Here is a 26,283-nt window from a genome sequence, read left to right on the forward strand (position 1 = left end):
AGGAAAATCGGGTTTTATTGAGCAACACCTTCAATTTATTCCAACGATTGCGACCAGTTGTGCCAGCGCAGGCAATGCTGCGCATCGAGCTGTTCAAGCGCCATTCCCGTCTCTTGTCGCCAGCGACGCAGCAAGGCTTTCTGGCCGCTGAAGCCAAGTAGTTCCACGCAACCTGCCGCCGTCGTTTGCTGTTGCAGATGCAGCCGCAGTGCGGGCAGTGGCATAGGGCTGGCTAACAGTAAACGTTGCAGCGCCCCCAGACTGGCCTCCAACGGCCGGTGAGCGAAGGCAAAACCGGCCAGTTCACGCCAGTCGTCTTCACCCAGCCGGGTGTCGCCGTCGTCACCGATGATTTCCAGTTGCAGATCGATGCGCGGCTGCAACCAGCGCCAATCACGCGCCAGATGCTTATGCGCCGCATGACGCAGCGCCTCACCCTGCTCGCTCAAGGGCAAAATGGCCATGACGCTGTAGCAACCGCTGCTGGCCTCGATCTTGCTGCCGATGCGTGCCAGCTCAAAACCACAGGACTGCCAAAAGCGCCACAGCGGCTCGGTGTAACCAAAGCTGACTGAAAGGTAATCCAACCCTTGTGCCTGCTGACGCTGCTGCTCAATCAGGCGGCGGGCGATGCCCTGCTGACGCATAACGGGTAATACCGCAATGCGGGTAATGCGCCGCGAACGCAGCGTCGGTGCCCACCACTGGCCACCGTGCGCTGCCAGCGATTGGGCCACCAGGTTGCCACGTGGTCGTCGCCTGCCGGCCCAGACTTCATGTGCCAGTTCGACACTCAGGCCGCCTTCTTCTACCAGCCACAGCGCGCCAACGACCTCTTCTTCAACCTGCGCCAGGCCAAAATGCATACCCGGTGCATCCATCAAGCGCCGCAAATCAAGCGGTGAAGTCCGGTAGTGGGCGCTGCTCAACAGGGCGTAAAACCGCATTAATCGTTGGGGATCGGCACACAGCGCCCTTTGTTCCGCCCCAGTGATACTGACGGGCTGATTCATCGCCTGCCACGGCGGCAGTTCGTTGAACAGCAGCGCGTTATCAATGACACGCTCCAGCGCATCACCCGGCGCCCAACGCATGGGCTGCTGCAGCTCCAGCGGCTGAAACTCAGGCAACCCGGCGCAAAACTTGAGCAAGAAACCCCGGCCGGTGCCTTCATAGCCCTGTACCGTGGTCGTCAGCAGAATGCGGGGGAAATGGTTAACCAACTGCTGTAATAACGGGCCGGGGATCGCCGCCGCCTCGTCCACCAACAGCCAATCCACGTCGCTGACATCATGTTCGCGACAATGGGCCAGCAGCGCGTCCGGTGCCCAGAATTGCGCGCGGCCCTGCGCCCATTCATCAGCAACCTCGGTAGCCGCTCGGCTGGGCCCGGTGAGCCAGCAGGTGAGCGGCGTGTTGGCCACCAGCATCCCCGCCAGCGTTGACTTGCCGCGCCCACGGGCGGCGGTCAGCACCCAAACGCCTGGCTCGGCGTCGAGTAATTGCGTCAACAACGCTTGCTGCTCGCAAGTCGGTTGGCCATTGGGTGCTTGCCACTGCGGGCGTACTGGCAAGGGTGCCAACGTTAGCGGTTCATCCTGTCGCCAGAGCGTGACTTCGCTGTCCGCTGCCAAGTGTTGCTGCAGATGGTGAATGAAATTCGGGGTAGTGATCGGCTGGGGGCAATCGCTCCAGCGCAGGCTGTCGCTATCCGGCTGTTGCTGCCAGGACTGCCAGGGTGGCGTTAACAGCAACAACCAACTGCCGGCTCGCAGCGTACCGGCCAGCGCGGCCAGCGCTTCAACATCCAAACCATCGGTCGCGTCATACACTGCATGCCATCGCTCCTGCCCCAGCAATGTCCGTACCGCACCACTGGCCAGCGACTGCATGCCACTGGGCGGGTTTTCCCCCACCCAAGGCCAGTCGCCCGGCAGGGTTGTCGCCAACCAGTGTGCTTGCTGGCGGCACCATTGCGGCTCGCCACTGAGCACCAGCAGGCGTCTGATGCCCTGCTGCTGCATAAGTTGTTGCATTGCATGTAACATCAGTATCCAGACCCAGAGCTAAAAAAGTGCCCAGACCGCTGACACCCCCAACGGAAAGTTGGAATGTCAGTATTCACAAACTAAAAACCCAGGAAAATCAATTTATTGATTTTCGGCTGATAGCCACAAAGTGAGGAAAAACCACGCTTTCCCCACTTTATCAACAACATCATGCCGGAGTCAGGCTCCGGCATGCATGTTAACGGGATGCGAAGGTATTGCAGGTGTTAGGGTCACCGCTGTCGAAGCCCTGCTTAAACCAAGTGTAGCGCTGCTGTGAGGTCCCGTGGGTAAAGCTGTCCGGTACCACGCGCCCCTGACCTTGTTGCTGCAAACGGTCGTCGCCGATCGCCTGCGCAGCGTTTAATGCCGCCTGCAGGTCGCCCTCTTCCAGCATTTGCTGTTTCTCGGCATATTTGCCCCAAACGCCGGCAAAGCAGTCTGCCTGCAGTTCCATTTTCACCGACAGACGATTCACTTCTACCTGGCTGGCACCCTGCTGCATTTGACGCACTTTAGGCTCAATGCCCAGCAGGTTTTGCACATGGTGGCCTACCTCGTGCGCCACCACATAGGCCTGGGCGAAGTCACCGCCGGCACCCAGTTTGGTTTTCATATCCTGATAGAACGACAGGTCGATATATACCGTTTTGTCGCCCGGGCAATAAAATGGCCCCATCGCCGCCTGACCGGTGCCGCAGCTGGTACGCGTTACGCCGCGATACATCACCAACTTGGGTGGCTGATAGGTTTTACCCATGCGCTGGAAAACTTCTTTCCAGTTATCTTCGGTAGAAGCCAGCACCACCGAGGTAAATTTGGCCAGTTCATCGTCTTTTGGACTGATGCTGGCGCTCTGTTGCTGAGTTTGCGGGCTCACATCCCCGCCGTTCAACAGCGGTGAAAGATCGACGCCGTAATAGCCGGCCACCAACACTACCACCAGAATAACGATACCGCCTTTGCCGCGAGGCACGCGGAAACCGCCGCCACCGCCACCCAGACCTGAAGACTGCCCGCGACGATCCTCAACATTGTCACTTTCCCGACGCCCTTGCCAACGCATAAGTAAACTCCAGATTAGGTTTTTGTCATGTTACGTAGATCATTATAAATGCTCAGCGGCAAAGGAAATGTAGAATTTTTCTGGAAATGCAGGCAAACGGGAATAGACGGCGGGGAAAGTAAAGATAATAGACGGGGCCGGAGAGACCCCGTATAGCGAGAAAACGCTTAGTCGAGTTTGACGCCGATGCGGCGAGCGACTTCTTCGTAGGCTTCGATCAGGCCACCCAGGCTCTGGCGGAAGCGGTCCTTGTCCATCTTGTCCAGGGTGTTTTTGTCCCACAGGCGGCTACCATCCGGCGAGAATTCATCACCCAGTACCACTTCGCCGTTGAACAAGCCAAACTCCAGCTTGAAGTCGACCAGGATCAGGCCTGCGTCGTCAAATAGCTTGCTCAACACGTCGTTGGCCTGGTAGCTCAGCTCACGCATGCGCGCCAGGTGCTCTTTGCTCACCCAACCAAAGGTTTCGCAATAGGATTCGTTGACCATGGGATCGTGCATTTCATCGTTTTTCAGGAACAGGTCAAACAGCGGTGGGTTCAGTACCAGGCCTTCTTCAATGCCCAGACGCTTCACCAGTGAACCGGCGGCACGGTTGCGGATCACACACTCTACCGGCACCATGTCCAACTTCTTCACCAGCACTTCATTGTCTGACAGCAGGCGTTCCATTTGCGTCGGGATGCCGGCCTCTTCCAGTTTGCTCATGATGAAATGGTTGAACTTGTTGTTCACCATGCCTTTGCGATCAAACTGCTCAATGCGCTGACCATCCAGTGCTGACGTATCGTTGCGGAATTCCAACACCAGCAGATCAGGATTTTCAGTGGTATAGACGGTTTTTGCCTTTCCGCGATACAGCTCAGCTATTTTTTGCATCTCACTTACTCCAAAAAAAATTTTAAAAACGCTTAAACACACAGGCGTGATATACCCAAAATAATTGGAGTTACAGCAAGGCGGCAAGGGCAGGAGTCCCCGGTCACTTACTCAAGTAAGTGACCGGGGTGAGTGCACGCAGCCAACACAGCTGTAGCTTCAAGAATGATGGGTATATTGTGCCAAATCTGCGACGCAAACGATACCGTAACCATTAAAGAAAAAAGGGGCCGTAGCCCCTTTCAGACTGATGACAAACCTCATTCCTGCCCAGAGCGAGTAGAGGCCGATAAACAAAAATCAGGAAAATCAATTTATTGATTTTCGGCTGCTCACCACAAAGCAGGAAAAACCACGCTTTTTCCTGCTTTGTCAGCAACCTAAAAGGGGCCGTAGCCCCTTTTCGATTATTTAACGCTGGTTTTACTGAATGCTGACTGGAATGCCGCAACCAGGCCGTCGTTTTGCGACTGGGTCAATGGCTTCCCTTTAGGATCGATAAATTGCAGGCTGGTACGGTTGTTCAAATCACCTACCTGCAGTTTGTAATCGCCTTCTTTCAGTTCAGGATCCTTGACGCCCAACGCATCCCAGTCACTGCTGTTCAGGGATTTGTAGGTCACGGCGACGGTGCCCTGCGGACGGCTGCGGTCACCCACTTTCATCCCCAGTTTTTCCAATGTCGCTGGCAGGCGATCCCACACCACGGTATACGGACCACGCACGACCAACATTGGCAGGCCGGTATCATCCGCGCCGCTCTGCACGTCAAGCGCACCGAAACGGTTGGCTGACTGGTTGCTCGCCAGGTTGTCCTGCTTGTCCAGGCCTTCGACGATGGTGTTCATCATCATACCGTTGTAGCGCTGCACTTCGGATGGGTCGGTCACCGGATCGGTTTTGCCCTGCTGCTGCAGGCCGACGGTTTTCACCACCAGCGCCTGCTGGTAACCCTGCTGCTGTACGCTGATCTGGTAGCGGCCTTCGTACTGGTTGTCTTCATCCAGACGGGTCCACTTCACCCAGTCGGTGGTCAGCGTTTGACCGGCGTCCTGACGTGAGGCTATCGCTATGTTCTTCGCTTGCATCATGCTGACCACGCGTGACCACAGGTTCTGGTTCTGCGGGCTGTTTTCCAACAGTAACGTACCGCTGTCGCCTGCATATTGCGCGCGTGAGCCGCTCAGCAATGCCAGTGGCTGTACCGGCGGACGAATATCCAGTTGCTTGCCGACGCCGCCTTTCAGCGTGGTGGCCGGAACATCATAATTACCGCTTTGCACCGGCAGGATCATACCTGCGGGTGCGTTCAGTGGCTTGAGCACCGACGCATCGAGGTAAGACTCATCGCCGCTAACCTGGCGTTTGTAGCGTTGGTCGGTGGTACAACCGACCAGCATCATAACCAGCGAAATACCTACGACTTTTGCTACCGTCGACTTTTGCAATGAATAAACCATCAAATTTCCCTTAGAGTTACAGCAAACCGGCGCTTTTCAACGCGCGTTCAACGATCGGACGGGCAGCGTCGGTCAACGGCGTCATAGGCAGACGCATCGTATCGGTTGCTATCAATCCCAATGCCTTACAGGCCCATTTCACCGGAATTGGGTTTGCTTCTACAAACAAGTCCTGATGCAACGGCATCAAGCGTTGATTTAAACGGCGTGCCTCAGCAAAGTTGCCCTGTGCTGCCAGCGCGCAAAGTTGCGCCATTTCACGTGCAGCCACATTGGCCGTCACGGAAATCACACCCTTGCCACCCAGTTGCATGAAATCCAGACCGCTGGCGTCATCGCCGCTCAGCAAAATGAAATCTTCATCATCAACCAGCACTTGGATCTGACTTACACGACTTAAGTTCCCTGTTGCCTCTTTAACAGCAACAATATTCTTGATTTTTGCCAAGCGCGCAATCGTCGGCGGCAGCATGTCACACCCGGTGCGAGAAGGCACGTTATAGAGGATTTGTGGCAGCGCGGTGCTTTCGGCAATGGCCTTGAAGTGCTGATACAGCCCTTCCTGAGTCGGTTTATTGTAGTAAGGCGTGACCGTCAGGCAACCCACTACGCCGCTATTTTCGAAGCGCTGGGTCAGCGAAATGGCTTCAGCGGTGGCGTTGGCGCCAGTACCGGCAATTACCGGAATACGGCCTGCGGCCAGTTCCAGCGTCTGCAATACCACGTCAACGTGCTCGTCATGGGCAAGCGTTGCAGACTCGCCGGTAGTCCCTACGGAAACGATGGCCGCAGTTCCACTGGCTACATGATAATCAATCAATTTTTTTAGGCTCGCGCGATCGACAGCACCTGTGTCGTCCATCGGCGTAACCAGTGCAACTATACTTCCCGTAAACATTGACCGTCCCCTCCGCAAACAAGTCACTCATGGTACTTTTGCTGCCTATCCAAAAGCAAGCAAACAACGGCGTTGTAAGCGCTTGGCAGGCGGTTTTTTTTATGTTTACCATGGTAACCCCATTGTGCACGACAGGAAGCTCCATTTTGCCTAAGCCAGATGAACACTATCTCGTGATTACCGCGCTCGGTACCGACCGCCCAGGGATCGTCAATGCCATCACCCGCCACGTCAGCAGTTGCGGATGCAATATCGAAGATAGCCGTCTGGCCATGCTGGGTGAGGAGTTCACGTTCATCATGCTGCTTTCCGGTAGCTGGAACGCCATTACCCTGATTGAATCTACCCTGCCGCAAAAAGGGGCGGAGCTGGAACTGCTGATTGTGATGAAGCGCACCAACTCGCACGAGAGGCCGCCGATGCCGGCTACGGTGTGGGTGCAGGTGGAGGTGAAAGATTCCCCGCATATCATTGAGCGTTTTACCGATCTGTTCCACTCCAGCCAGATGAACATTGCCGAGCTGGTGTCGCGCACCCAACCGGCTGAAAGCGACCTGCCCCCCCAGCTTCATATCCAGATCACCGCACACAGCCCTGGCAACGCCGATGCATCAAATATTGAGCAAGCCTTTCATCGCCTATGTACAGAATTGAAAGCACAAGGCAGTATTAGCGTTGTGAACTATCCACAGCATGATGAGAAAGATGGAGAGTAGTGATGACCCCATTGAAAGCCGGTGACACAGCGCCAAACTTTAGTTTACCTGACCAGGACGGTGAGGAAATTAATCTGGCCGACTTCCAGGGACAACGAGTACTGGTTTATTTTTATCCCAAGGCGATGACGCCGGGCTGTACCGTACAGGCCTGCGGTTTGCGGGATAACATGGATGAACTGAAAAAAGCAGGTGTCGAAGTTCTGGGCATCAGCACGGATAAACCAGAGAAGCTGTCGCGTTTTGCCGAGAAAGAGTTGTTAAACTTCACGTTGTTATCTGATGAGGATCATCAGGTAGCACAGCAGTTCGGTGTTTGGGGTGAGAAAACCTTTATGGGCAAAACCTATGATGGTATTCACCGCATCAGCTTCCTGCTCGACGGCAAAGGCAAGGTTGAAAAAGTGTTTGATGATTTCAAGACCACCAATCATCACGACATCGTTCTGAGCTATCTTCAGCAATAATTGAACCGAAGCGCAGCGACCTGCTGCGCTTCGGTTTTCCCGCTTATTCCACTTCCGTTTCCACCCGCAGTTCGTCCGGCCAGGCGTGAATGACAGCCTTCACCAGGGTCGCCAGCGGGATAGCAAAGAACACGCCCCAGAAACCCCACAATCCGCCGAAAATGATCACCGACAAAATAATCACCAGCGGATGCAGATTAACCGCCTCCGAGAACAGAATCGGCACCAGCAGATTGCCATCCAGCCCCTGCACCACCAGATAGGCGACGATCAGCGTCCAGAAGTCGGCACCGATACCCCATTGAAACATCGCCACTACCACCACCGGAATGGTCACCAGCACCGCACCGATATAGGGGATCAGCACCGAGACACCGACCAGCACCGCCAGCAGCAGCGAATAGCGCATATCCAGCACAACGAACACCAGATAGGTCGCTATGCCGACGATCACCATCTCCAGTACCTTGCCGCGAATATAGTTGGTGATCTGCTGATTCATCTCGATCCACACCTGCCCGGCCAGCCCGCGATTACGCGGCAACACACGGCGCACCGCGTTGAGCATTTGCTCTTTGTCCTTTAGCAGGAAGAACATCATCATCGGCACCAGGATCAGATAAATCGCCAGCGTCAGCAGCCCGACCAGGGAAGCCAGGGAGAATTTCACTACCGACTCGCCCATCCCCGACAGGCGTCCACGCAGGTTTTCCGCCATCATATCGATGATGCCAGCATCCACCAGCGCCGGATAACGCTTCGGCAGCGTCGCGGCAAAGTTATAAAACTGATTAAGCATACCCGGCAGATCGGTCATCAGGTTGATGCCCTGCTGCCACGCGGTGGGTGCCACCACAAATACCAACAGCATCGCGATGCCGGCAAACATGATCATCACCATGCTCGCCGCCCAGCTACGCGAACAACCGATACGCTGCAGGCGTGCGGTCGGCCACTCCAGCAGGTACGCCAGCACTATCGCCACCAACAGCGGGGTCAGAATGCCATGCAGAAAATAGAGGATGAGGAAGCCGGCAACCAGGATCACCAACAGCGCGATGGCTTGCGGATCGGTAAAACGACGACGGTACCACTGTAATAACATCTCCAGCATCAGAGAGTGCTCCTAGAGGTTTGACTGGCAGGCATTGCGGTTCCTGTGGTGGGATATTTTTAACTTATTGCTCCCCGGTACGAACCGGGGTTCAAGCGTATCGTTGTACCATGCTGGCCATTTGCCATCCAGCTATCACTGTCGAATCGTTCTAAATATTCGCCCTCATTTAAGCACCTGTTCAGCTAACAAGACAACGGCGATGAGGGTCATCGCGACACCGGAGATGCGGCTGACCACCCGTGCCGCCTGTGGGCGCGTCTGCAATACTGACTGCGAGCCATAACCCACCAGCAGATAAACCAGCCCACAACTGACCAGATGCAGCAGGCCAAGGGCCAGGATCTGCGTCGGAATCGACCACAGGGCATGCGGATCGGTGAATTGCGGCAACAGAGCCAGAAATAACAGAAAGACCTTTGGATTCATGCCACTGATGCAAACCCCTTTGCCCGCCCAGCGCATCCATGAATCTGAACTCTGTTTCTCCGCAGCATTGGGAACCGGAGGATTTAACAGCAGATTGATACCGATCCACAGCAGGTAGGATGCCCCCACGACGGTGAGTACCGTCAGGATCAGCGGGTTACCGGTAACCAACACGCCGACACCGGCCGCCACTACCGCAATGGCCAGCAGATGCCCGAACAATAATCCGGCGACTGCCGGCACTACCACCCTGCCGCGTATGCCCGCCGATATCACGTATGCCCAATCCATGCCCGGCGTGATGACAAACAGAATCGAAACTGCCCAGAAGGCGGCAAAAATGGCCGGCGTCATGACAGATTGCTCCACTGACGAGGTTGCTCTGCTGCACGTATTTTCACCTGACTTTCCTCATCATAGGGGCCTGCAAACCGCGTTAAGTGCGATCGGCCCCGGCCACTTAATTATTGGAAAGAATATCTTTAGGGCGTTAAAATGTGCTGCCAATTACTTGCCTGAAAACTACAAATTCGGGGAAATTTTTCTAAATGGATAAGATAGACCGCAAAATTCTTGCTGAACTACAAGCGGATGGGCGACTTTCTGTCACCGAGCTGGCCGAACGTGTCGGTCTTAGCGTTTCGCCCTGCCACCGCCGGGTGAAGGCTCTGGAAGAATCAGGGGTGATCAGGGGCTATCGCGCCCAGCTTGAACCCACCAGCCTGGGGTTTAACTTTTCCGCATTGGTTTTCGTCACCATGAGAGAAGGCGATCGCCACGCCGTAGCCACCTTTGAGGATGCAATGATCGATATTCCTCAGGTGGTGCAGGCGCAAAGGCTGTTCGGTGACCCCGATTACCTGCTGCATGTGATCTCCCGCGATCTGCCCGCTTTCCAGCAGCTGTATGACGAGAAGCTCTCCGCCCTGCCTGGCGTTCAGCGCCTCAGTTCCACGCTGGTAATGAAAACCGTGGTGCCTGAGCGCTCCTTTTTACCTCTGGGGACATAACAACGGGAGCGTTTCCGCTCCCGTTGGATACTTAAGGCTTAAGGGACAATCACAAAATCTGGATTGGCGACGGCAAACAGCGCCTCGCGATCCGCTGCCGGTGGGTAGATCCACTGGGTGTTGATTTCCTGTTTGATCTTTTTGCCCTCTGCGCGCGTGAATAGCACCTGGCGATCCCAACCTTCGGTGTAGAGCGCTCCCCAGGCCCCGAGATCGAGGCAAGTCACGTACTTGGGTTGACTGTAAGGGTGCAGCGGCAGCCCCACCAGTTCCGCTGCGGCATTGTGCCCGGCGACGCGCCCCAGGCTCATCGCATGCTGGCAGGTCATCAGGTTATGGTTACCCAACGCGTCGCTCGCTGCCTTGACCGTATCGCCGGTAACGAAAACGCCATTCGCCGCCGGAGCATGCAAGAAGGCGTCGCCGACAATGCGTCCGGAGCCGTCACGCTCGCCCGGAATTTGCTCGACCAATGGATTTGCCCGTACACCGGCAGCCAATATCACCGTGTTGGCGGCAATACGCTCACCATTCGACAAAGTAACGCTGTCGGCATCGATCGCCGTAACGCGCATCCCGGCCCTTGATTCAACACCACATTCTTCCAACGCCTGGCGGATCACGATGCCAGGTTCGGCCCCCATACCCGCCCCTACTTCTGCTGCAGTATCGACAATCACCACGCGGATGTCCGCTTCACTGCCCAGAATCGCACGCAGGCGCATTGGCATTTCGGACGCGCTTTCCAACCCGGTGAGCCCGCCGCCTACCACTACCACGGTATTACGCGCCGGCGTTTCCGGTTGTGCTGCCAATGCCTTCAAATGAACATCCAGTCGCTGCGCGCTTTGCAGCGTATCCACATTGAACCCGTGTTCGGCGAAGCCGGCAACCGGAGGAACAGAAAGCTGGCTGCCGGTCGCCAACACCAGCCGGTCATAATCCAACCGGAGCTTCTGCCCCGTAGCGCTGGCAACCACTAGCGTCTGGTTTTCACTGTTTATCTGCTCAACCAAACCGGCCAAATGGTGAACACCAATAGCGGCAAGCTGCGCCGAAATATCCGGGCTCATGTTCTCCAGCACCGCTTCATACAACCTTGGGCGAATGGTGACATTCGGTGTCGGCGAAACCATCGTCACTTCAATCTCCCCCTCCTTACCAGCCAGTGCTATCGCTCGCATGGCGGAAACTGCAGCCCAAAAACCAGCAAAACCAGAACCGGCGATCACTATTTTTTGTGTCATGGAATAACTCCTTCCTACAGGTTTAATCAGATGCCCGTACTATTTTCCGGGCGAGTGGCGCCGTTCCGCCACCTGTCAAAAGGGTGCAGAAGGGCTACCGCCTATGGCACACAGGCGGGAAAAAAGAATCAGAGAAACTGCTGAGAAATTATTTAGGCTTGGTGCGGGCCGCTTTGCCGCTGCGGGTGGTACGTTCGCTCATGCGTTCATCCATCCACAGGTTGACCTCACCAAAGAATCCCTCTGGCGCCTTGCGCCCGAAACGCGTGGCGACCGCCCCCAGAGTTTGTACCGCCAGTGCATCACGCATGGCCTTTTCGGCCTGCAGCATCACGGCATGGATCGCACACTTGCCGGACACCGCCCAGTCTGGCGGGCTGTCGTCAAAAACCGCGCAACGGCCGCGTACCTCCTGGCAATCGAACAATGGCTTGTGCCCTTCAATGGCATCAATGACCTCCAGGAAAGTGATCTCATCCGCCGGGCGGGCCAGCCGATAGCCACCGCGCACGCCTTCGCTCGCAGTGACGATCCCCGCTTTCTCCAGCTTGGGGAAAATTTTGGCCAGGAAACTCGGTGAGATCCCCTGCAGTTCGGCAAGTTCACGGCTGCTGAGCGCGCGCTGATTATCGCCGACTAACCAAAGCAGACAGTGGATGCCATATTCAACGCTGGTAGTGATGTAAGCCATATTGGGTTTGAGGTGCACCTATGAATTCAATAACACAGACTATATTAGTCCACGTTTATCCTGTCAATTAAAACACGGACAAATATTGTCTTTGTTTTATCTTGACGACCCGAATGGCAATATTGAGAAATGAAAAATAAAGCATTTCTGGTCGAATATTGCCGAACAGAAGTTTCATTGTCGCATCCAGCTGACTATGATGTTAGCTGCCAACTGGCCGCCGCAACGCATGCATTTTTGTGAGCCAACACACTTTCGCACTGATTGCTTTGGCGAGTCCGGCAGGGAACAAGAACTCTTAGGTGATGCTGACGTCTTAGAAATGACTCTTTAAGGGGAAACGCCTGACTATGACCACCCGGTTGACCAAAACAGCGATTGCAGTACTGTTACTTGGCACGCTCAACGCCACGGCGCCGGTACTGGCGGAAAGCCAGGATCAACTGCCGGATATGGGCACCTCTGCGGGCGGTACCCTAAGCATTGGCCAGGAAATGGCGATGGGGGATTTCTACGTGCGTCAGCTTCGCGCCAGCGCACCGCTGATCAATGACCCGTTGCTGACTCAATATATTAACCAGTTGGGTAATCGGCTGGTGGCAAGCGCTTATTCGGTGCGTACGCCATTCCATTTCTCTCTGGTACGTAACGACGAAATCAACGCCTTCGCCTTCTTCGGCGGCAACGTAGTGCTGCATTCCGCCCTGTTCCGCGAAACCGACAACGAAAGCCAGCTGGCTTCGGTGCTGGCGCATGAAATCTCACACGTGACCCAACGCCACCTGGCGCGGGCGATGGAAGACCAGCAACGCAACGCGCCGCTGACCTGGGTCGGCGCCCTCGGTTCAATCCTGTTGGCGATGGCGAACCCTACCATGGGCATGGCGGCGCTCAGCGGTACCCTGGCAGGTACCCAACAGGGCATGATCAGTTTTACCCAGTCAAACGAGCAGGAAGCCGACCGCATCGGCATTCAGGTATTGCAACGTGCCGGATTTGATCCAGAGGCGATGCCTGACTTCTTGCAAAAACTGTCTGACCAGTCGCGCTACGCATCAAAACCACCGGAAATGCTGCTGACCCACCCATTGCCTGACAGCCGCCTGTCTGACGCACGCAACCGCGCCAACCAGATGCCCAAGCATCTGGTGCAGTCCACCCAGGATTACCTGATGGCCAAAGTGCGTTCTCTGGGGATGTACAGCTCCGAAGGTTACGGCCTGCGCGAAGAACTGCTCGATACCTACAGCAAAGGCAATATCCGTGAACAGGCTGCCGCCAAGTATGGCCGCGCCATTTTGTTCTATGAGGCGAAAAAATATGACGACGCCCGTAACATCATTCAGCCGCTGCTGACGCAAGATCCAAAAAACGTCTGGCTGCTCGACCTGATGACCGACATCGACCTCGGCCAGAAACGTGCGCCGCAGGCCATCGCCCGTCTGCAGGCCGCAAATGCGGCCCAAAGCAACAATCCGGTGCTGCAGCTCAACCTGGCTAACGCCTATGTTGAAGGCAACCAGCCGGCTCAGGCAGCGAAAATTCTTAACCGTTATACCTTCGCCCACCCTGATGATCCCAATGCCTGGGATCTACTGGCCCAGGCCAGCGCCGCGCAGGGGTTGCGCGATGAAGAACTTTCCGCCCGCGCTGAAAGCCTGGCGCTAACCGGCCGTCTCGATCAGGCCATAGGTCTGCTCAGCAATGCCAGCTCATTGCAAAAACTCGGCAGTCTGAAACAGGCGCGTTATGATGCGCGCATCGACCAGTTGCGCCAATTGCAGGAGCGTTTCCGCCAGTACCAGCGTAGCTGATTTTGAAAAGGATGAGTTAATTGAAAAACGTCACTATTTACCACAACCCGCGCTGCTCCAAGAGCCGCGAAACCCTGACACTGCTGGAACAGCATGGCGTAACCCCTGAAGTGGTGCTGTACCTGGAGACACCACCGTCGGTGGAGCAGTTGAAAAAACTGCTGAAGGAGTTGGGGTTCACCTCAGCGCGCGAGCTGATGCGCAAAAAAGAAGATCTGTACAAGGAATTGAAGCTGGCGGATGAAGGCCTGAGCGAGGCCCAGTTGTTAGCGGCGATGGTGGCGAATCCGAAGCTGATCGAACGCCCCATTGTGGTCAACGGCAACAAGGCACGTATCGGCCGGCCGCCAGAGCAGGTGCTGGAAATTCTGTAAACGTGATAGTGGGCACTGATTATGGTGCCCCAAATGATAGAAATGAACCGGTTACAGCCCCAAGATCTCTTTCACAAACGGGATAGTCAGCTTGCGCTGTGCGGTGATCGAAGCGTGATCGAGTTGGTCTAATGTCATAAACAGCGTGCGCATTTCGCGATCCAACCGCTTCAGCAGGAAACGCCCCACGTCCTCCGGCAATTCAAAACCACGCAGCTTGCCGCGTAGTTGCAAAGCCAGCAGTTTCTCTTCATCCGACAGCGGCTGTAATTTGTAGATCTGCCCCCAGTCCAGGCGTGAAGCCAAATCAGGCAGATGGAGATTCAATTGGCGTGGCGGACGATCGCCGGTAATAAACAGGCGCGTACGGCCGGTTTCCAGAATGCGGTTGTAGAGATTGAATATGGCCATTTCCCATTCTTCATCACCGGCAATGCATTCGATATTATCGATACACACCAAGGCCAGCTGCTCCATACCGTCCAGGACTTCAGGAACGAAATAGGCTCGCTTATCCAGTGGCACATAGCCTACGGCCTCGCCACGCAGCGAAAGCTCCGCGCAGGACGCATGCAACAGGTGGCTGCGCCCACCGCCCTCACGTGACCAGAAATAAATATAGCTGCCATGTTCCTGACGAACGGCAGACTGGATCGCGCTCAATAGGGATGGGTTCTCCCCCGGATAAAAACTGGCAAAAGTTTCATCATCGGGAAGATAAAGTGGCAGTGAAAGCTGTGCCGGCGTATTCAGAAAAGCACCTCAACCAAAACTGGCAGGAAAACGCGGTCAGTCTACCACAGAAAATGGGTGCTGTTGAACCGGCTGGATTTTATGCCGCAATAGTGAACAACGGCGCCTGAGAAAACCAAATTCCGCCCGGACAGAGTGGGTGAAATTTGTATTTTATCCAAGACTTATCCTAGTATAGAAAGGCGAAATGCAGTTACCATAAACAAGGTTTCTACAAGGATATTGACGATGAAAGTACGGAATAAAGTGCTTTTGGCCTCACTCATTGGGCTAGTGCTTGCCGGTTGTGATGACTCATCCAAAGTCGACGCCAATCTTGAAAAAGCCAAAGACAGTGCAGAGCAAATGAAAGACGCCGCCCAGAAAAAAGCGGACGATCTGACCGATAAAGCCGCAGCCGTGGCCAAGGACATCAAGAAAGAGGCTACCACTCAGGCGGACCAGCTTAAAGACAAGGCCTCGGCGATTAAAGACGATGCCAGCAAGCAGGCCGATGCTATCACCAATGATGCCAAAGCCAAGGCCGATGCCATCAAAGAAGATGCCAGCAAACAAAGCCAGCAGTTGGTCGATCAGGCTAAAACCATTAAGAACGACGCCATTAATGGTGCCAACGACCTGACAGAACAAGCCCAAGCGAAAACCGAAGCGATTAAAAACAGCGCAGAGAATAAAGCGGAAGAATTAAAAAGTGATGTCGATGCAGCAGGGACCAACAATACCCCGCCGGCAAAGCAATAGTAATCAGTAAATAGCCAACAAAGGAGCGGTAAATGGGGATTATTTCCTGGATTATCTTCGGCCTGATCGCCGGCATTTTAGCCAAGTGGATTATGCCGGGCAAAGACGGCGGTGGTTTTATTCTGACCATCGTATTAGGGATCGTCGGCGCTGTGGTGGGGGGCTATATCAGCACCTTCTTCGGCTACGGCAAGGTTGACGGTTTCAACTTCGGTAGCTTCGTGGTCGCCGTAATTGGCGCCATCGTGGTGCTGTTTGTTTACCGCAAAATCCGCAGCTAATTTCTTGCGTATTAACAAAACGGGCAGTCCATGGACTGCCCGTCAGACTGATGACAAACCGCATTCCTGCCCAGAGCGAGTAGAGGCCGATAAATAAAAATCAGGAAAATCAATTTATTGATTTTCGGCTGATCACCACAAAGCAGGAAAAACCACGCTTTTTCCTGCTTTGTCAGTAACCTAACGGGCAGTCCATGGACTGCCCGTTTTTCATTCATTATTTCTGTTCGGCGGGTTCATCCGGCTCTTCTATCACGACCTCTTCCTTGCGGTACAGGCCGATCACCTTAAACAGCAGGCTAAGACCGATACCAACAATGGTCGCCAGCGCCATGCCTTTCAGCTCGGCGGCCCCGATATGAACTTTAGCCCCGCTGACACCGATAATCAGGATCACCGAAGTCAGGATCAGGTTCTGTGCCTTGTTGTAATCCACCTTGGATTCAATCAACACGCGAATACCGGACGCACCAATCACCCCATACAACAGCAGGGATACACCGCCCATAACCGGCACCGGCACCGCCTGAATGGCCGCCGCCAACTTGCCAACGCAGGAAAGCAGGATCGCCAGAACCGCCGCACCACCGATCACCCAGGTGCTGTAAACCTTGGTGATGGCCATCACGCCGATATTCTCACCGTAGGTGGTGTTGGGCGTTGATCCGAAGAAGCCGGAGATCACCGTCGAGATGCCGTTGGCAAACATGGAACGGTGCAAACCAGGGTCACGCAGCAGGTCTTTTTTCACGATATTGGCCGTCACCACCAGATGACCGACATGCTCGGCGATCACTACCAGCGCCGCGGGCAGGATGGTAAAGATGGCAAACCATTCAAAACGTGGCGTGTAGAAAGTCGGCAGAGCAAACCAGTGCGCTTCACGGATCGGAGTTAAATCCACCACGCCCATAAAGAACGACAGCGCATAGCCCACCAGCACGCCAATCAGGATCGGGATAATCGCCAGAAAACCGCGGAACAGCACGGAGCCCAGGATGGTCACGCCCAGCGTCACCAGCGAAATGGTTATGGTCGTGGTATCCGCGCTAACGCCGTCGGCTGGCAGCAGGCCCGCCATATTGGCCGCCACACCCGCCAGTTCCAGACCTATCACCGCGACAATCGCCCCCATCGCCGCCGGTGGGAATATCACGTCCAGCCAGCCGGTACCGGCTTTTTTGACCAGCAGCCCCACCAGGCAGAACAGCACCCCGCACATGATGAAACCACCCAACGCCACTTCATAACCCAATGGCAGCAACAACAATACCGGGGAGATAAAGGCAAAGCTGGAACCGAGATAGGCCGGTATCTTGCCCTTGCAGATAAACAAATACAGCAGCGTGCCGATGCCGTTAAACAGCAACACCGTCGCCGGATTGATCTTGAACAGGATTGGCACCAGCACGGTAGCGCCAAACATGGCGAACAGATGCTGGAAGCTGAGCGGAATGGTCTGCAGTAGCGGCGGGCGTTCACTGACGCCGATGACGCGACGTGTCATGGGATTATCCTCTAATTTTTACCCGATGGATTTCAAATTGCAGCCAGGCGGCAAACTAACAACGCCGTATCCTGGAAGACAAAGAGCATAAAAAAGCCGACTCATAAGTCGGCTAAATTTCTTACTTGGTACCAAATATCTTGTCGCCGGCATCACCCAAGCCTGGCACGATGTACCCTTTCTCGTTCAGACATTGGTCGATGGAGGCGGTGTACAGTTCGACGTCCGGATGCGCTTTCTCCAGCGCAGCGATACCTTCCGGTGCTGCGACCAGTACCAGCACCTTGATGCTGTTGCAGCCGGCTTTCTTCAGCAGATCGATAGTGGCGATCATCGAGCCACCGGTCGCCAGCATCGGGTCAACCACCAGCGCCAGACGCTCTTCGATGTTGGAAACCAACTTTTGGAAATACGGCACCGGCTCCAGGGTTTCTTCGTCACGGTAAACGCCAACCACGCTGATACGCGCGCTCGGGACGTGCTCCAGCACCCCTTCCATCATGCCCAGACCTGCACGCAGGATCGGCACAACGGTAATTTTTTTCCCTTTAATCTGGTCTATTTCAACCGGCCCACACCAACCTTCGATGGTGACTTTTTCCGTCTCCAGATCGGCGGTCGCTTCATAGGTCAGCAAACTACCCACTTCAGAGGCCAGCTCACGGAAGCGTTTGGTGCTGATGTCATTTTCACGCATCAGGCCAAGCTTGTGTTTCACCAGCGGGTGTTTCACCTCAACGATCTTCATCATTTTTCTCCTATTAAGGTGGTTAACGGCCAAAAAAATCGCCGGATTATACCTCCTTTTGCCGACTGCGCCACCCACAATAGCCCTATCGGGATCAACAAAAGATTGAATAACAGTATAGATGACGAAAAAGCGGAGCTGGTTCACAAGCCACTCGCAAACGTTTGCCTGCGCTGTTAGAATTGCCGCGCCTTAGTCCGGAATCAATGCCGGATGCACAGTTTTCAAACCGCAAACCGTCGTGGGGATCGCGCAGTGACCGACAAAACCTCTCTCAGCTATAAAGACGCAGGTGTCGATATCGATGCTGGCAATGCATTGGTAGACCGCATCAAAGGTGTAGTTAAACAGACCCGCCGCCCGGAAGTGATGGGTGGTCTGGGCGGTTTTGGCGCCCTGTGTGCGTTGCCGCAGAAATACCGCGAGCCGATCCTGGTTTCCGGTACCGACGGCGTAGGCACCAAGCTGCGTCTGGCGATGGACCTGAAACGCCACGACACCATCGGCATCGATCTGGTTGCAATGTGTGTGAACGACCTGGTGGTACAGGGCGCTGAGCCGCTGTTCTTCCTGGATTACTTTGCCACCGGCAAACTGGACGTGGACACTGCGGCCAGCGTCATCACCGGCATCGCCGAAGGCTGCAAGCAGTCCGGTTGTGCGTTGGTGGGCGGTGAAACCGCCGAAATGCCGGGTATGTACCACGGCGAAGATTACGATGTGGCCGGCTTTTGCGTCGGCGTGGTCGAGAAATCCGAAATCATCGACGGCAGCAAGGTGCAGTCCGGTGACGCATTGATCGCGCTGGGCGCTTCCGGCCCGCACTCCAACGGCTACTCGCTGGTGCGCAAAATCCTGGAAGTCAGCAACACCGATCCAACCACCACCTTACTTTCAGGCAAACCGCTGGCTGACCACCTGCTGGAGCCGACCAAGATTTACGTGAAATCGATACTGGAACTGATCGAGAAAATCGACGTACACGCTATCGCTCACCTGACCGGCGGCGGCTTCTGGGAAAACATCCCACGCGTACTGCCGGAAGGCATGCAGGCGGTGATCGACGAATCCAGCTGGCAGTGGCCGGCCGTCTTCAACTGGCTGCAGCAGGCCGGTAACGTCAGCCGCCACGAAATGTACCGCACCTTTAACTGTGGTGTGGGCATGGTGATCGCACTGCCGGAAGAATCCGTTGAGCAAGCCATCGCATTGTTGACCGCAGCCGGTGAAAAAGCGTGGAAAATCGGTAAACTGACCGCTTCTTCCGACGAACAACAAGTGGTCATCAACTGATGAAAAAGATCGTGGTGTTGGTCTCCGGCCAGGGGAGCAATCTCCAGGCACTGATTGACGCCTGCCAGCAGGGCCGGATTGCCGCCGAGATTGTGGCGGTGTTCAGCAACAAGGCTCAGGCTTACGGCCTGCAACGCGCAGAAGCGGCAGGCATTGCCGCCCATGCGCTGGATGCCAAGGCCTTTGCCGACCGCGCGGCGTTTGACGTCGCACTGGCAGAAGCCATTGACCAGTATCAACCGGATTTGGTGGTGCTGGCCGGCTATATGCGCATTCTCAGCCCGCAATTCGTGCAACACTTTGCCGGACGTATGCTGAACATCCACCCTTCCCTACTGCCGAAATACCCTGGGTTGCACACCCACCGGCAAGCCATCGACAACGGTGACAGCGAACACGGCACCTCGGTGCACTTCGTGACCGAACAGCTCGACGGCGGCCCGGTGATTTTGCAAGCCAAGGTGCCGATCTTCCCCGGCGACGAGGAAGACGAGGTGGTTGAGCGAGTGCAAACACAGGAACACCTGATTTATCCGCTGGTGGTGAACTGGTTCGTCGAAGGTCGGCTGGCGATGCGTGATGACGGGGCCTGGCTCGATGGCAAGCGCCTGCCCGAACAGGGGCACGCCGCCGACTGATGGCGCAACCTGAACCCCCCCGCTAAACGGCGCCTCTCACGGCGCCGTTTTTTTTCGCCGCAATGCCGGCCCTGAAGTTATACTTTGCGCAATTTCACGACATAGAGGAATAAACATGTCCAGCACTACCAGCGTCAGGCTACGTCCATTGGAACGGGATGATCTGGCGTTCGTCCACCAGATGGACAACAACGCCAGCGTGATGCGCTATTGGTTTGAAGAACCTTACGAAGCCTTTGTCGAGCTTTCCGATCTCTACGACAAACACATTCACGATCAGAGCGAACGGCGTTTTATCATCGCCCACGAAGGTGCCAAGGTCGGGCTGGTGGAACTGGTGGAGATCGACCACATCCACCGCCGCGCAGAATTCCAGATCATCATCGATCCGGCCCATCAGGGCAAAGGCTACGCCAGCACCGCCGCCAAGCTGGCGATGGATTACGGCTTCTCGGTGCTGAACCTGTACAAGCTGTATCTGATCGTCGACAAAGAAAACCCGAAGGCGATCCACATCTACAGCAAGCTGGGCTTCGAAGTCGAAGGCGAACTGATTGACGAATTCTTCGTCAACGGCGAATACCGCACCGTGCTGCGCATGTGCATCTTCCAGCCGCAGTATCTGGCGAAGTTTAAAACCCCGGCCAGCGATAAACCTTTGGTTAAGTGAGCAAAAATCCACCTCTTGAAGAGGTGGCTTTAAATGGGGCTCCCTAGAAGGGAGCATTGTCCGTTTTAATCCTGTAACAACTCCATTTGCTGTTCGTATTCTTGGTCCTTCTTATCCTGATACCTCACATAACGCCTGATAATTTCTTCGTTCACTCCAACAGTATCTGCAAAGTAACCCCTTGCCCAAAAGTGATTCCCCCACAGCTTCTTTCGTATATGCGGGAATTTATTGTAAAGACGGATAGCGCTGCGTCCTTTCAGGACGCCCATTAACGTGGAGAGCGAGAGTTTAGGTGGCATCATCACAACCAGATGGACGTGATCTGACTGCACATTCAATTCCAATATCTCGCAATCTTTCATATTGCACGGTATGTAAATTGAACGGTAAAGCTCTTTCCCTACTGCCCCTGTTAAGATTTTATAACGATGCTTTGGCGTCCAAACCAAGTGATATTTGCAACGCCAGAACACATGTGCTGAACTTCTATAACTGTTCATGTCAGTGATTTCCTTCTTACTTGTGGTGAGTAAGCTGGAATTTTCTGGCATGGGCTTCCTTCAGGCTAGAGCCTCACAGGGACAATCACCACCTCCCCAGGAGGTGGTTTAGGGCTGACAATAAAAGGAATACGCCCCTTATTCATTTGCGCAGGATAGTTCAACCGTAACGCCCGGTAATATAATCCTCGGTGCGGCGCTGGCGCGGTGAAGTAAAGATGTCGTCGGTGTCGTTGTATTCCACCAATCGGCCCTGGTGAATAAACGCCGTGTAATCCGAGACGCGTGCCGCCTGCTGCATGTTGTGCGTCACCAACACCACGCTGTAATGCTGCTTCAGCGCGGAAATCAGCTCTTCAATGGTTAGCGTGGAGATCGGATCCAGTGCCGAGGTCGGTTCATCGAGCAGCAGCACTTCCGGTTCAATGGCGATCGCCCGCGCAATCACCAATCTCTGTTGCTGGCCGCTGGAAAGGCGAAACGCGTTCTCGCGCAGCCGGTCTTTTACCTCGTGCCACAACGCCGCAGCACGCAGCGAACGCTCCACCGCTTCATCAAGGATGCGTCGATCGCGCACGCCCTGTAGCCGCAGGCCATAAACCACGTTTTCATAGATTGACTTCGGGAAGGGATTCGGACGCTGGAACACCATGCCGACCCGCCGTCTTAACGCCGCAACGTCGATTTGCGCGCCACCAATGCTTTGACCGTTCAGTTGCAAATCGCCTTCGATCCGGCAGTTGTCCACCAAATCATTCATGCGGTTGAAACAGCGCAGCAGCGTCGATTTACCGCAGCCGGAGGGGCCGATCAGCGCCGTCACCCTGTGTTTCGGGATACGCAGTGAAATATCGTGCAGTACCTGCTTCTCACCATAAAACAACTTGAGATCCTTTACCGCCAACGCGGTATCTTCATCACCAAGATGCTGGACATCCAGCCGGGGCAAACTGCCTGGCGTCATCAAACCCATTGGGCACTCTCCAGCAAGAGCTTTATTGTTACTGCGACCATGCTTTGTACCGCTCCCTTAGCGAATGGCGGATCCCCATCGCCGCCAGATTCAATCCCACCACAATCGCCACCAACAGGAAGGCGGTGGCAAACACCAGTGGCCGGGCGGCTTCTACGCTCGGGCTCTGGAAGGCCATATCGTAAATCTGGAAGCTCAGGTGCATAAACTTCCGCTCCAGATGCAGATACGGGAAAATATCATCTACCGGCAGCACCGGCACGGATTTCACCACGCCCACCAGCATCAGCGGCGCGGTCTCTCCAGCGGCGCGCGCTACCGCCAGGATCAAGCCAGTCATCATCGCGGGTGCTGCCATGGGTAACACAATGCGCCACAGCGTTTCCGCCCGGCTGGCCCCCAAGGCCAACGACCCCTGACGCAGAGAGGCAGGAATACGCGACAGCCCCTCTTCGGTGGCGACAATCACTACCGGCAGCGTCAGCAGCGCCAGCGTCAATGCCGCCCACAACACGCCCGGCGTGCCAAAAGTCGGGTTAGGCAACGATTCAGGGAAGAACAGTTGATCGAGCGTGCCGCCAATCATATAAACAAAGAAGCCCAGACCAAACACTCCGTAGACAATCGACGGTACGCCAGCCAGATTCACCACCGCAATACGGATCAGCCGTGTCAGCAGATTATTGCCGGCGTACTCGTGCAAGTAAACGGCAGCGATTACGCCAAACGGCATCACCACCATCGACATCAGGATCACCATCAGCACGGTGCCGAAAATCGCCGGGAACACGCCGCCTTCGGTATTGGCCTCACGCGGGCTGTCGCTGAGGAATTTCTTCACCTGCTCGGCCCAGTGCACCAGCTTCTGGGTGGTGTTCATTGCATTGGGATACCAGGCATCACGCACCTGGCTGAGCGCAATGGTATGAACCTGCCCGTGCATGTCTCGCAGCAACAGCGCATCACGGTGACGATCGCGGTTCAAACCTTCCAGTCGATCCGACAGCAACCGATACTGACGTTGCAGCTCCAGCCTCTCAGCGTTGATGGAGGCCTGAGCACGGGCGTCGAGCTTGTCGCCATGTAGCAGGCTTTTCTCCCGCAGCCGCAACGCGTCAAACTGTTGGTTGATACGCGCCATATCGCGAAATTGAATGTCGTGCGCCTGCCGCGAAAGCGCGGCAATCTGCGGCAAACGCTGCTGCAGTGCCTGGTTGATATTGCGCCCGGTCAAAGGCTGGCCGTCTTCCAGCATCCCCGCCAAATAGCCATAAGCGGTGCCGTTGCTGTTGCGCTCCAGCACCAGCAGATCGCGCGGCGTGCTCTGCCGCAGAATATCGCTGGCCAGCAGCGTGCGGAAGTCCTGCCCTTCACTGTCACGATTGCCCACTTTGATCAGATAGCGCTCAAAACTCTGCGCATCTCCTGGCGGCAAGGCCACGCCGGACTCCTGCAATTGACGGCGCGGAATGCTCTGCCGTTGGTACAGTTCGCCAATCATGGTCACCGGTCCTGCTGCGCTCTGATTGAGTTCAAACAGGTAAACCGGGCTAGGCCAGAAATAGCGCATCCCCTGCCCGGCCAGCAACAGCATAATGCCGATCAACGCCAGCAGGCTGACGGCCACCGATCCGGCGGTCAGCCAGATCCACGGCGAACCGCTCTTGGCCCAAAGCCTCATGGCGCCTCCTGATTCAGGGTATAGCGTTTACGCAGACGCAGACGGACAGCCTCCGCCAGCGTGTTGAAGACAAAGGTGAAAATAAACAGCACCAGTGCGGTCAGGAACAGCACCCGGTAATGGCTGCTGTCGGCCACCCCCTCCGGCATTTCGATGGCGATATTGGCCGCCAGGGCGCGCAAGCCCTGGAACAGGCTACCGTCAATCACCGGCGTGTTGCCGGTCGCCATCAGTACAATCATGGTTTCACCTACAGCACGGCCAAAGCCGATCATCAGCGCCGAAAAAATACCGGCGCTGGCCGAAGGCAACACCACCCGCATCACGGTTTGCCACTGGGTCGCACCCAACGCCAGCGATCCCTGGCTCAGAGTAGCCGGTACGCTGAACAAGGCGTCTTCCGCCAGTGAGAAGATGATCGGCACCAGTGCAAAGCCCATTGCCACACCCACCACCAGTGCATTGCGCTGGTCGTAATCATCGCCCAGCCAGAAATGCAGCGGCTCACCAAACAGTTTTACCTCCAGCCACGGCCCCACGTTGAACGCCAGCCAGACGGTCAGTATTATCAGCGGCAGCAGGATCAGCAGATCCATACCCGGCGGCAAGCGGCGCGGGGCCAGCTTGTTCACCAGAGCGCCGCAGGCCAGCACCACCGCCGCCAACAACAGCGGCAGCGATAACACCGCCAAAAGATAATGTTCAATCACCGGCGCCAGCCAGATACCGGCCACCAGCCCAATCACCACAGTTGGCAGCGCGCCCATTACCTCAATAGCCGGCTTGATCACCCGCCGCAGTCCGGCCGACATGAAATAGGCGGTATAAATAGCCCCGGCCAACGCCAGCGGAATGGCAAACAGCATGGCATAGGCTGCCGCCTTAAAGGTGCCAAAAATGACCGGCATCAGGCTGAACTTGGCCTGATAGCTGTCCTCACCAGAAGTGGATTGCCAAACATAGGCAGGTTCGGGGTAATTCTCATACCACACCTTGTGCCACAGTGAGCGCCAGGTGACGTCGGGATAAGGGTTATCGATTGGATAATGCTGCCAGCCCTGCGCCGTTTCCAGCAACAGGCCGTCACCACGCGGAGCAAACGCCATTTGTTGTACGCCAGTGCTCAACCTGCCATTCAACAATGGCTGCGGCTGAATGCTGGAAAACAGCGAGAAGCCACCGTCGGGTCTCAGGGTAGCGAACACCCGACGATAAGGTTCGGCCACCAGCAAATCCCGTGGTTCGGACTGATGGTCGAAATGCTGCACCGGCGTCAGTTGCCAGCGCCGATCTTTTTTGACATCAAACCACTCACGCAGGCTACCGTCAGCCGCTTCGATCAATAACGCGCTGCCGCCGGGCAAGGCCGTCAGTTGATAGGGAGTGCGATTGCCAAGGATACGCGTTTCTTTAAGCTGTAACTGGGTGTCGTTAATTTGATAGCGCGCCAGTCGGTTACCCGACAGCAGATACAACTGACGGCCGTCCGGCGTCAGCACCAACTGCTGCACCGCGCTCTCCAGCGAGCTTTCACTCAGTTGCGGCGCCTGGTTGCCGCCAAAACGGCCAAACACCAAACGCCGGTCTTCGGTAACCCCGGCCAGCAAATACTGACCGTGCCGCGCTTCAGACAGTGCCAACAACGTCAGGGGGCGCCCCTGTTTATCCAGCGCCAATGGTCGTTGCCCCAGTGGGAACAGCCACCGGGGTGCAGAGGCGCTCGCGGCGGCAAAATCCACACTGGTAACGATAAAGCGACCATCGGCCTGCGCCAAGGCAAACAGGTCACGTTCCCCAGCCGCCTGGGTCAGTAACGTCGGATTGGTCAGCAATGGCTGCTGCGTCAGCGGTGAGCCGGCCCCGGCGGAGCCCTGCTGCGTCAGGGAGTAAAACTGCCCTAGACCCTGCGTATCAATGCGATAGCCGATCCGTTGCTGCACATCCATGCCCAGTGCCAGCGCAGGCGCGGTGGCGCTAATCGGTAACGGCTTTGCCTGCCCCATCGCCGCCGGTTTAAACAGCGGCAGCACCGCAAACAGCAAGTAAACGAAGATCAGCATTAACGTCATCAGCACCAGCAGCCCGCTAACGGTCACGGCCGCCTGCACGCTACGGTCGATGCGTGCACGCAGCCGATCCCGGGGATGTTGGTTTACCGTAGTCTGTGCCATGTCTCTCGCTGTCGCTGATGTAAGCAGGCTTGCGCCATAGAATAACCGGGCATCTTATGTCAGTTTTATGACGTTTGCATGACAAAGTTGCCCGCCGAGTGCGGCGAAC

At 55.7% G+C, this 26,283-nt stretch carries 27 protein-coding genes; 11 read left to right on the plus strand and 16 right to left on the minus strand.

All coding sequences use genetic code 11. The annotated features are described in order from the left end of the window. Positions 1-35: 35 nt before the first annotated feature. From ACUTQ5_RS14480 to dapA, 5 genes are all read right to left on the minus strand, one after another. Entirely contained in the window at positions 36-2,048 is a 2,013-nt protein-coding gene (locus tag ACUTQ5_RS14480; RefSeq protein WP_445651826.1) for a tRNA(Met) cytidine acetyltransferase TmcA, read from the minus strand. 199 nt (positions 2,049-2,247) lie between these two features. Continuing rightward, complete coding sequence (ypfJ, locus tag ACUTQ5_RS14485; RefSeq protein WP_445651827.1) at positions 2,248-3,114, minus strand: KPN_02809 family neutral zinc metallopeptidase; 867 nt, start codon at positions 3,112-3,114, stop codon at positions 2,248-2,250. Between the two features lie 167 nt (positions 3,115-3,281). Next, positions 3,282-3,995 carry a phosphoribosylaminoimidazolesuccinocarboxamide synthase gene (gene purC / locus ACUTQ5_RS14490; RefSeq protein ID WP_261431845.1) on the minus strand — a complete coding sequence of 238 codons (714 nt, stop codon included), beginning with the start codon at positions 3,993-3,995 and terminating at the stop codon, positions 3,282-3,284. 407 nt (positions 3,996-4,402) lie between these two features. Further along, a complete protein-coding gene (bamC, locus tag ACUTQ5_RS14495; protein ID WP_445651828.1) occupies positions 4,403-5,455 on the minus strand; it encodes an outer membrane protein assembly factor BamC in 1,053 nt (350 codons plus the stop codon). 16 nt (positions 5,456-5,471) lie between these two features. Further along, positions 5,472-6,353 carry a 4-hydroxy-tetrahydrodipicolinate synthase gene (gene dapA, locus ACUTQ5_RS14500; protein ID WP_445651829.1) on the minus strand — a complete coding sequence of 294 codons (882 nt, stop codon included), beginning with the start codon at positions 6,351-6,353 and terminating at the stop codon, positions 5,472-5,474. Positions 6,354-6,463: 110 nt separating this feature from the next. Between dapA and ACUTQ5_RS14505 the strand changes: the two genes are divergently transcribed. Then, entirely contained in the window at positions 6,464-7,069 is a 606-nt protein-coding gene (locus tag ACUTQ5_RS14505; RefSeq protein ID WP_206194290.1) for a glycine cleavage system transcriptional repressor, read from the plus strand. A gap of 2 nt (positions 7,070-7,071) precedes the next feature. Beyond that, the gene (bcp, locus tag ACUTQ5_RS14510; protein ID WP_012146223.1) at positions 7,072-7,536 is read left to right on the plus strand and encodes a thioredoxin-dependent thiol peroxidase; all 465 of its coding nucleotides are present in this window, start codon (positions 7,072-7,074) and stop codon (positions 7,534-7,536) included. Positions 7,537-7,579: 43 nt separating this feature from the next. Here the strand turns inward: bcp and ACUTQ5_RS14515 are convergent, their stop codons facing one another. Together ACUTQ5_RS14515 and ACUTQ5_RS14520 are read right to left on the minus strand one after the other, a co-directional pair. Then, positions 7,580-8,650, minus strand: a complete 1,071-nt coding sequence (locus tag ACUTQ5_RS14515; RefSeq protein WP_445651830.1) for an AI-2E family transporter — start codon at positions 8,648-8,650, stop codon at positions 7,580-7,582. Between the two features lie 165 nt (positions 8,651-8,815). Beyond that, positions 8,816-9,433 (minus strand): LysE family translocator, encoded by a 618-nt coding sequence (locus ACUTQ5_RS14520; protein WP_445651831.1) that lies wholly within the window; start codon positions 9,431-9,433, stop codon positions 8,816-8,818. Positions 9,434-9,627: 194 nt separating this feature from the next. On the opposite strand from ACUTQ5_RS14520, the gene ACUTQ5_RS14525 reads away from it, so the two are divergent. Further along, positions 9,628-10,089, plus strand: a complete 462-nt coding sequence (locus ACUTQ5_RS14525) for an Lrp/AsnC family transcriptional regulator (protein ID WP_445651832.1) — start codon at positions 9,628-9,630, stop codon at positions 10,087-10,089. Positions 10,090-10,127: 38 nt separating this feature from the next. Here ACUTQ5_RS14525 and ACUTQ5_RS14530 read toward each other — a convergent pair whose 3' ends face one another. Together ACUTQ5_RS14530 and ACUTQ5_RS14535 are read right to left on the minus strand one after the other, a co-directional pair. Beyond that, positions 10,128-11,336, minus strand: coding sequence for an NAD(P)/FAD-dependent oxidoreductase (locus ACUTQ5_RS14530; protein ID WP_445651833.1), 1,209 nt, complete (start codon positions 11,334-11,336; stop codon positions 10,128-10,130). Between the two features lie 148 nt (positions 11,337-11,484). After that, a complete protein-coding gene (locus ACUTQ5_RS14535; RefSeq protein ID WP_445651834.1) occupies positions 11,485-12,027 on the minus strand; it encodes an RrF2 family transcriptional regulator in 543 nt (180 codons plus the stop codon). 350 nt (positions 12,028-12,377) lie between these two features. On the opposite strand from ACUTQ5_RS14535, the gene ACUTQ5_RS14540 reads away from it, so the two are divergent. Together ACUTQ5_RS14540 and arsC are read left to right on the plus strand one after the other, a co-directional pair. Then, on the plus strand, positions 12,378-13,841 hold the full coding sequence (locus ACUTQ5_RS14540) for a beta-barrel assembly-enhancing protease (RefSeq protein WP_445651835.1): 1,464 nt from the start codon (positions 12,378-12,380) through the stop codon (positions 13,839-13,841). Positions 13,842-13,861: 20 nt separating this feature from the next. Then, positions 13,862-14,215: an arsenate reductase (glutaredoxin) gene (arsC, locus tag ACUTQ5_RS14545; RefSeq protein ID WP_445651836.1), complete on the plus strand. Its 354-nt coding sequence runs from the start codon at positions 13,862-13,864 to the stop codon at positions 14,213-14,215. 51 nt (positions 14,216-14,266) lie between these two features. On the opposite strand, the gene hda is transcribed toward arsC, so the two are convergent. After that, on the minus strand, positions 14,267-14,968 hold the full coding sequence (hda, locus tag ACUTQ5_RS14550) for a DnaA inactivator Hda (RefSeq protein WP_026142482.1): 702 nt from the start codon (positions 14,966-14,968) through the stop codon (positions 14,267-14,269). On the opposite strand from hda, the gene ACUTQ5_RS14555 reads away from it, so the two are divergent. The 3 genes from ACUTQ5_RS14555 (at position 14,884) to ACUTQ5_RS14565 (ending at position 15,990) form a co-directional block, all read left to right on the plus strand. Beyond that, positions 14,884-15,078: a hypothetical protein gene (locus ACUTQ5_RS14555; RefSeq protein ID WP_261093122.1), complete on the plus strand. Its 195-nt coding sequence runs from the start codon at positions 14,884-14,886 to the stop codon at positions 15,076-15,078. The two genes, hda and ACUTQ5_RS14555, sit on opposite strands and share 85 nt — an antisense overlap. A gap of 118 nt (positions 15,079-15,196) precedes the next feature. Further along, the gene (locus ACUTQ5_RS14560) at positions 15,197-15,709 is read left to right on the plus strand and encodes an E3 ubiquitin--protein ligase (protein WP_445651837.1); all 513 of its coding nucleotides are present in this window, start codon (positions 15,197-15,199) and stop codon (positions 15,707-15,709) included. Positions 15,710-15,741: 32 nt separating this feature from the next. Then, positions 15,742-15,990: a GlsB/YeaQ/YmgE family stress response membrane protein gene (locus ACUTQ5_RS14565; RefSeq protein ID WP_004951888.1), complete on the plus strand. Its 249-nt coding sequence runs from the start codon at positions 15,742-15,744 to the stop codon at positions 15,988-15,990. 217 nt (positions 15,991-16,207) lie between these two features. Here ACUTQ5_RS14565 and uraA read toward each other — a convergent pair whose 3' ends face one another. Both uraA and upp read right to left on the minus strand, forming a co-directional pair. Continuing rightward, positions 16,208-17,497, minus strand: a complete 1,290-nt coding sequence (uraA, locus tag ACUTQ5_RS14570) for a uracil permease (protein WP_445651838.1) — start codon at positions 17,495-17,497, stop codon at positions 16,208-16,210. 121 nt (positions 17,498-17,618) lie between these two features. After that, complete coding sequence (upp, locus tag ACUTQ5_RS14575; protein ID WP_006316899.1) at positions 17,619-18,245, minus strand: uracil phosphoribosyltransferase; 627 nt, start codon at positions 18,243-18,245, stop codon at positions 17,619-17,621. 255 nt (positions 18,246-18,500) lie between these two features. On the opposite strand from upp, the gene purM reads away from it, so the two are divergent. The 3 genes from purM to speG all read left to right on the plus strand — a co-directional run bounded on the left by purM (position 18,501) and on the right by speG (position 20,846). Next, entirely contained in the window at positions 18,501-19,538 is a 1,038-nt protein-coding gene (gene purM, locus ACUTQ5_RS14580) for a phosphoribosylformylglycinamidine cyclo-ligase (RefSeq protein ID WP_445651878.1), read from the plus strand. After that, positions 19,538-20,176 carry a phosphoribosylglycinamide formyltransferase gene (gene purN, locus ACUTQ5_RS14585; protein ID WP_445651839.1) on the plus strand — a complete coding sequence of 213 codons (639 nt, stop codon included), beginning with the start codon at positions 19,538-19,540 and terminating at the stop codon, positions 20,174-20,176. Before purM ends, purN begins: the two co-directional genes overlap by 1 nt. Positions 20,177-20,291: 115 nt before the next feature. After that, positions 20,292-20,846: a spermidine N1-acetyltransferase gene (gene speG, locus ACUTQ5_RS14590; RefSeq protein ID WP_062789534.1), complete on the plus strand. Its 555-nt coding sequence runs from the start codon at positions 20,292-20,294 to the stop codon at positions 20,844-20,846. Positions 20,847-20,911: 65 nt separating this feature from the next. Here the strand turns inward: speG and tnpA are convergent, their stop codons facing one another. From tnpA to ACUTQ5_RS14610, 4 genes are all read right to left on the minus strand, one after another. Further along, a complete protein-coding gene (tnpA, locus tag ACUTQ5_RS14595) occupies positions 20,912-21,349 on the minus strand; it encodes an IS200/IS605 family transposase (RefSeq protein WP_445651879.1) in 438 nt (145 codons plus the stop codon). A 160-nt stretch (positions 21,350-21,509) separates the two neighbouring features. Next, entirely contained in the window at positions 21,510-22,322 is an 813-nt protein-coding gene (gene pstB, locus ACUTQ5_RS14600; RefSeq protein WP_445651840.1) for a phosphate ABC transporter ATP-binding protein PstB, read from the minus strand. Between the two features lie 28 nt (positions 22,323-22,350). Further along, positions 22,351-24,003: a phosphate ABC transporter permease PstA gene (gene pstA / locus ACUTQ5_RS14605; protein WP_445651841.1), complete on the minus strand. Its 1,653-nt coding sequence runs from the start codon at positions 24,001-24,003 to the stop codon at positions 22,351-22,353. Beyond that, positions 24,000-26,174 (minus strand): ABC transporter permease subunit, encoded by a 2,175-nt coding sequence (locus ACUTQ5_RS14610; protein WP_445651842.1) that lies wholly within the window; start codon positions 26,172-26,174, stop codon positions 24,000-24,002. Before ACUTQ5_RS14610 ends, pstA begins: the two co-directional genes overlap by 4 nt. Positions 26,175-26,283: the final 109 nt, after the last annotated feature.

The organism is Serratia sp. NA_112.1 (genome assembly GCF_052691715.1).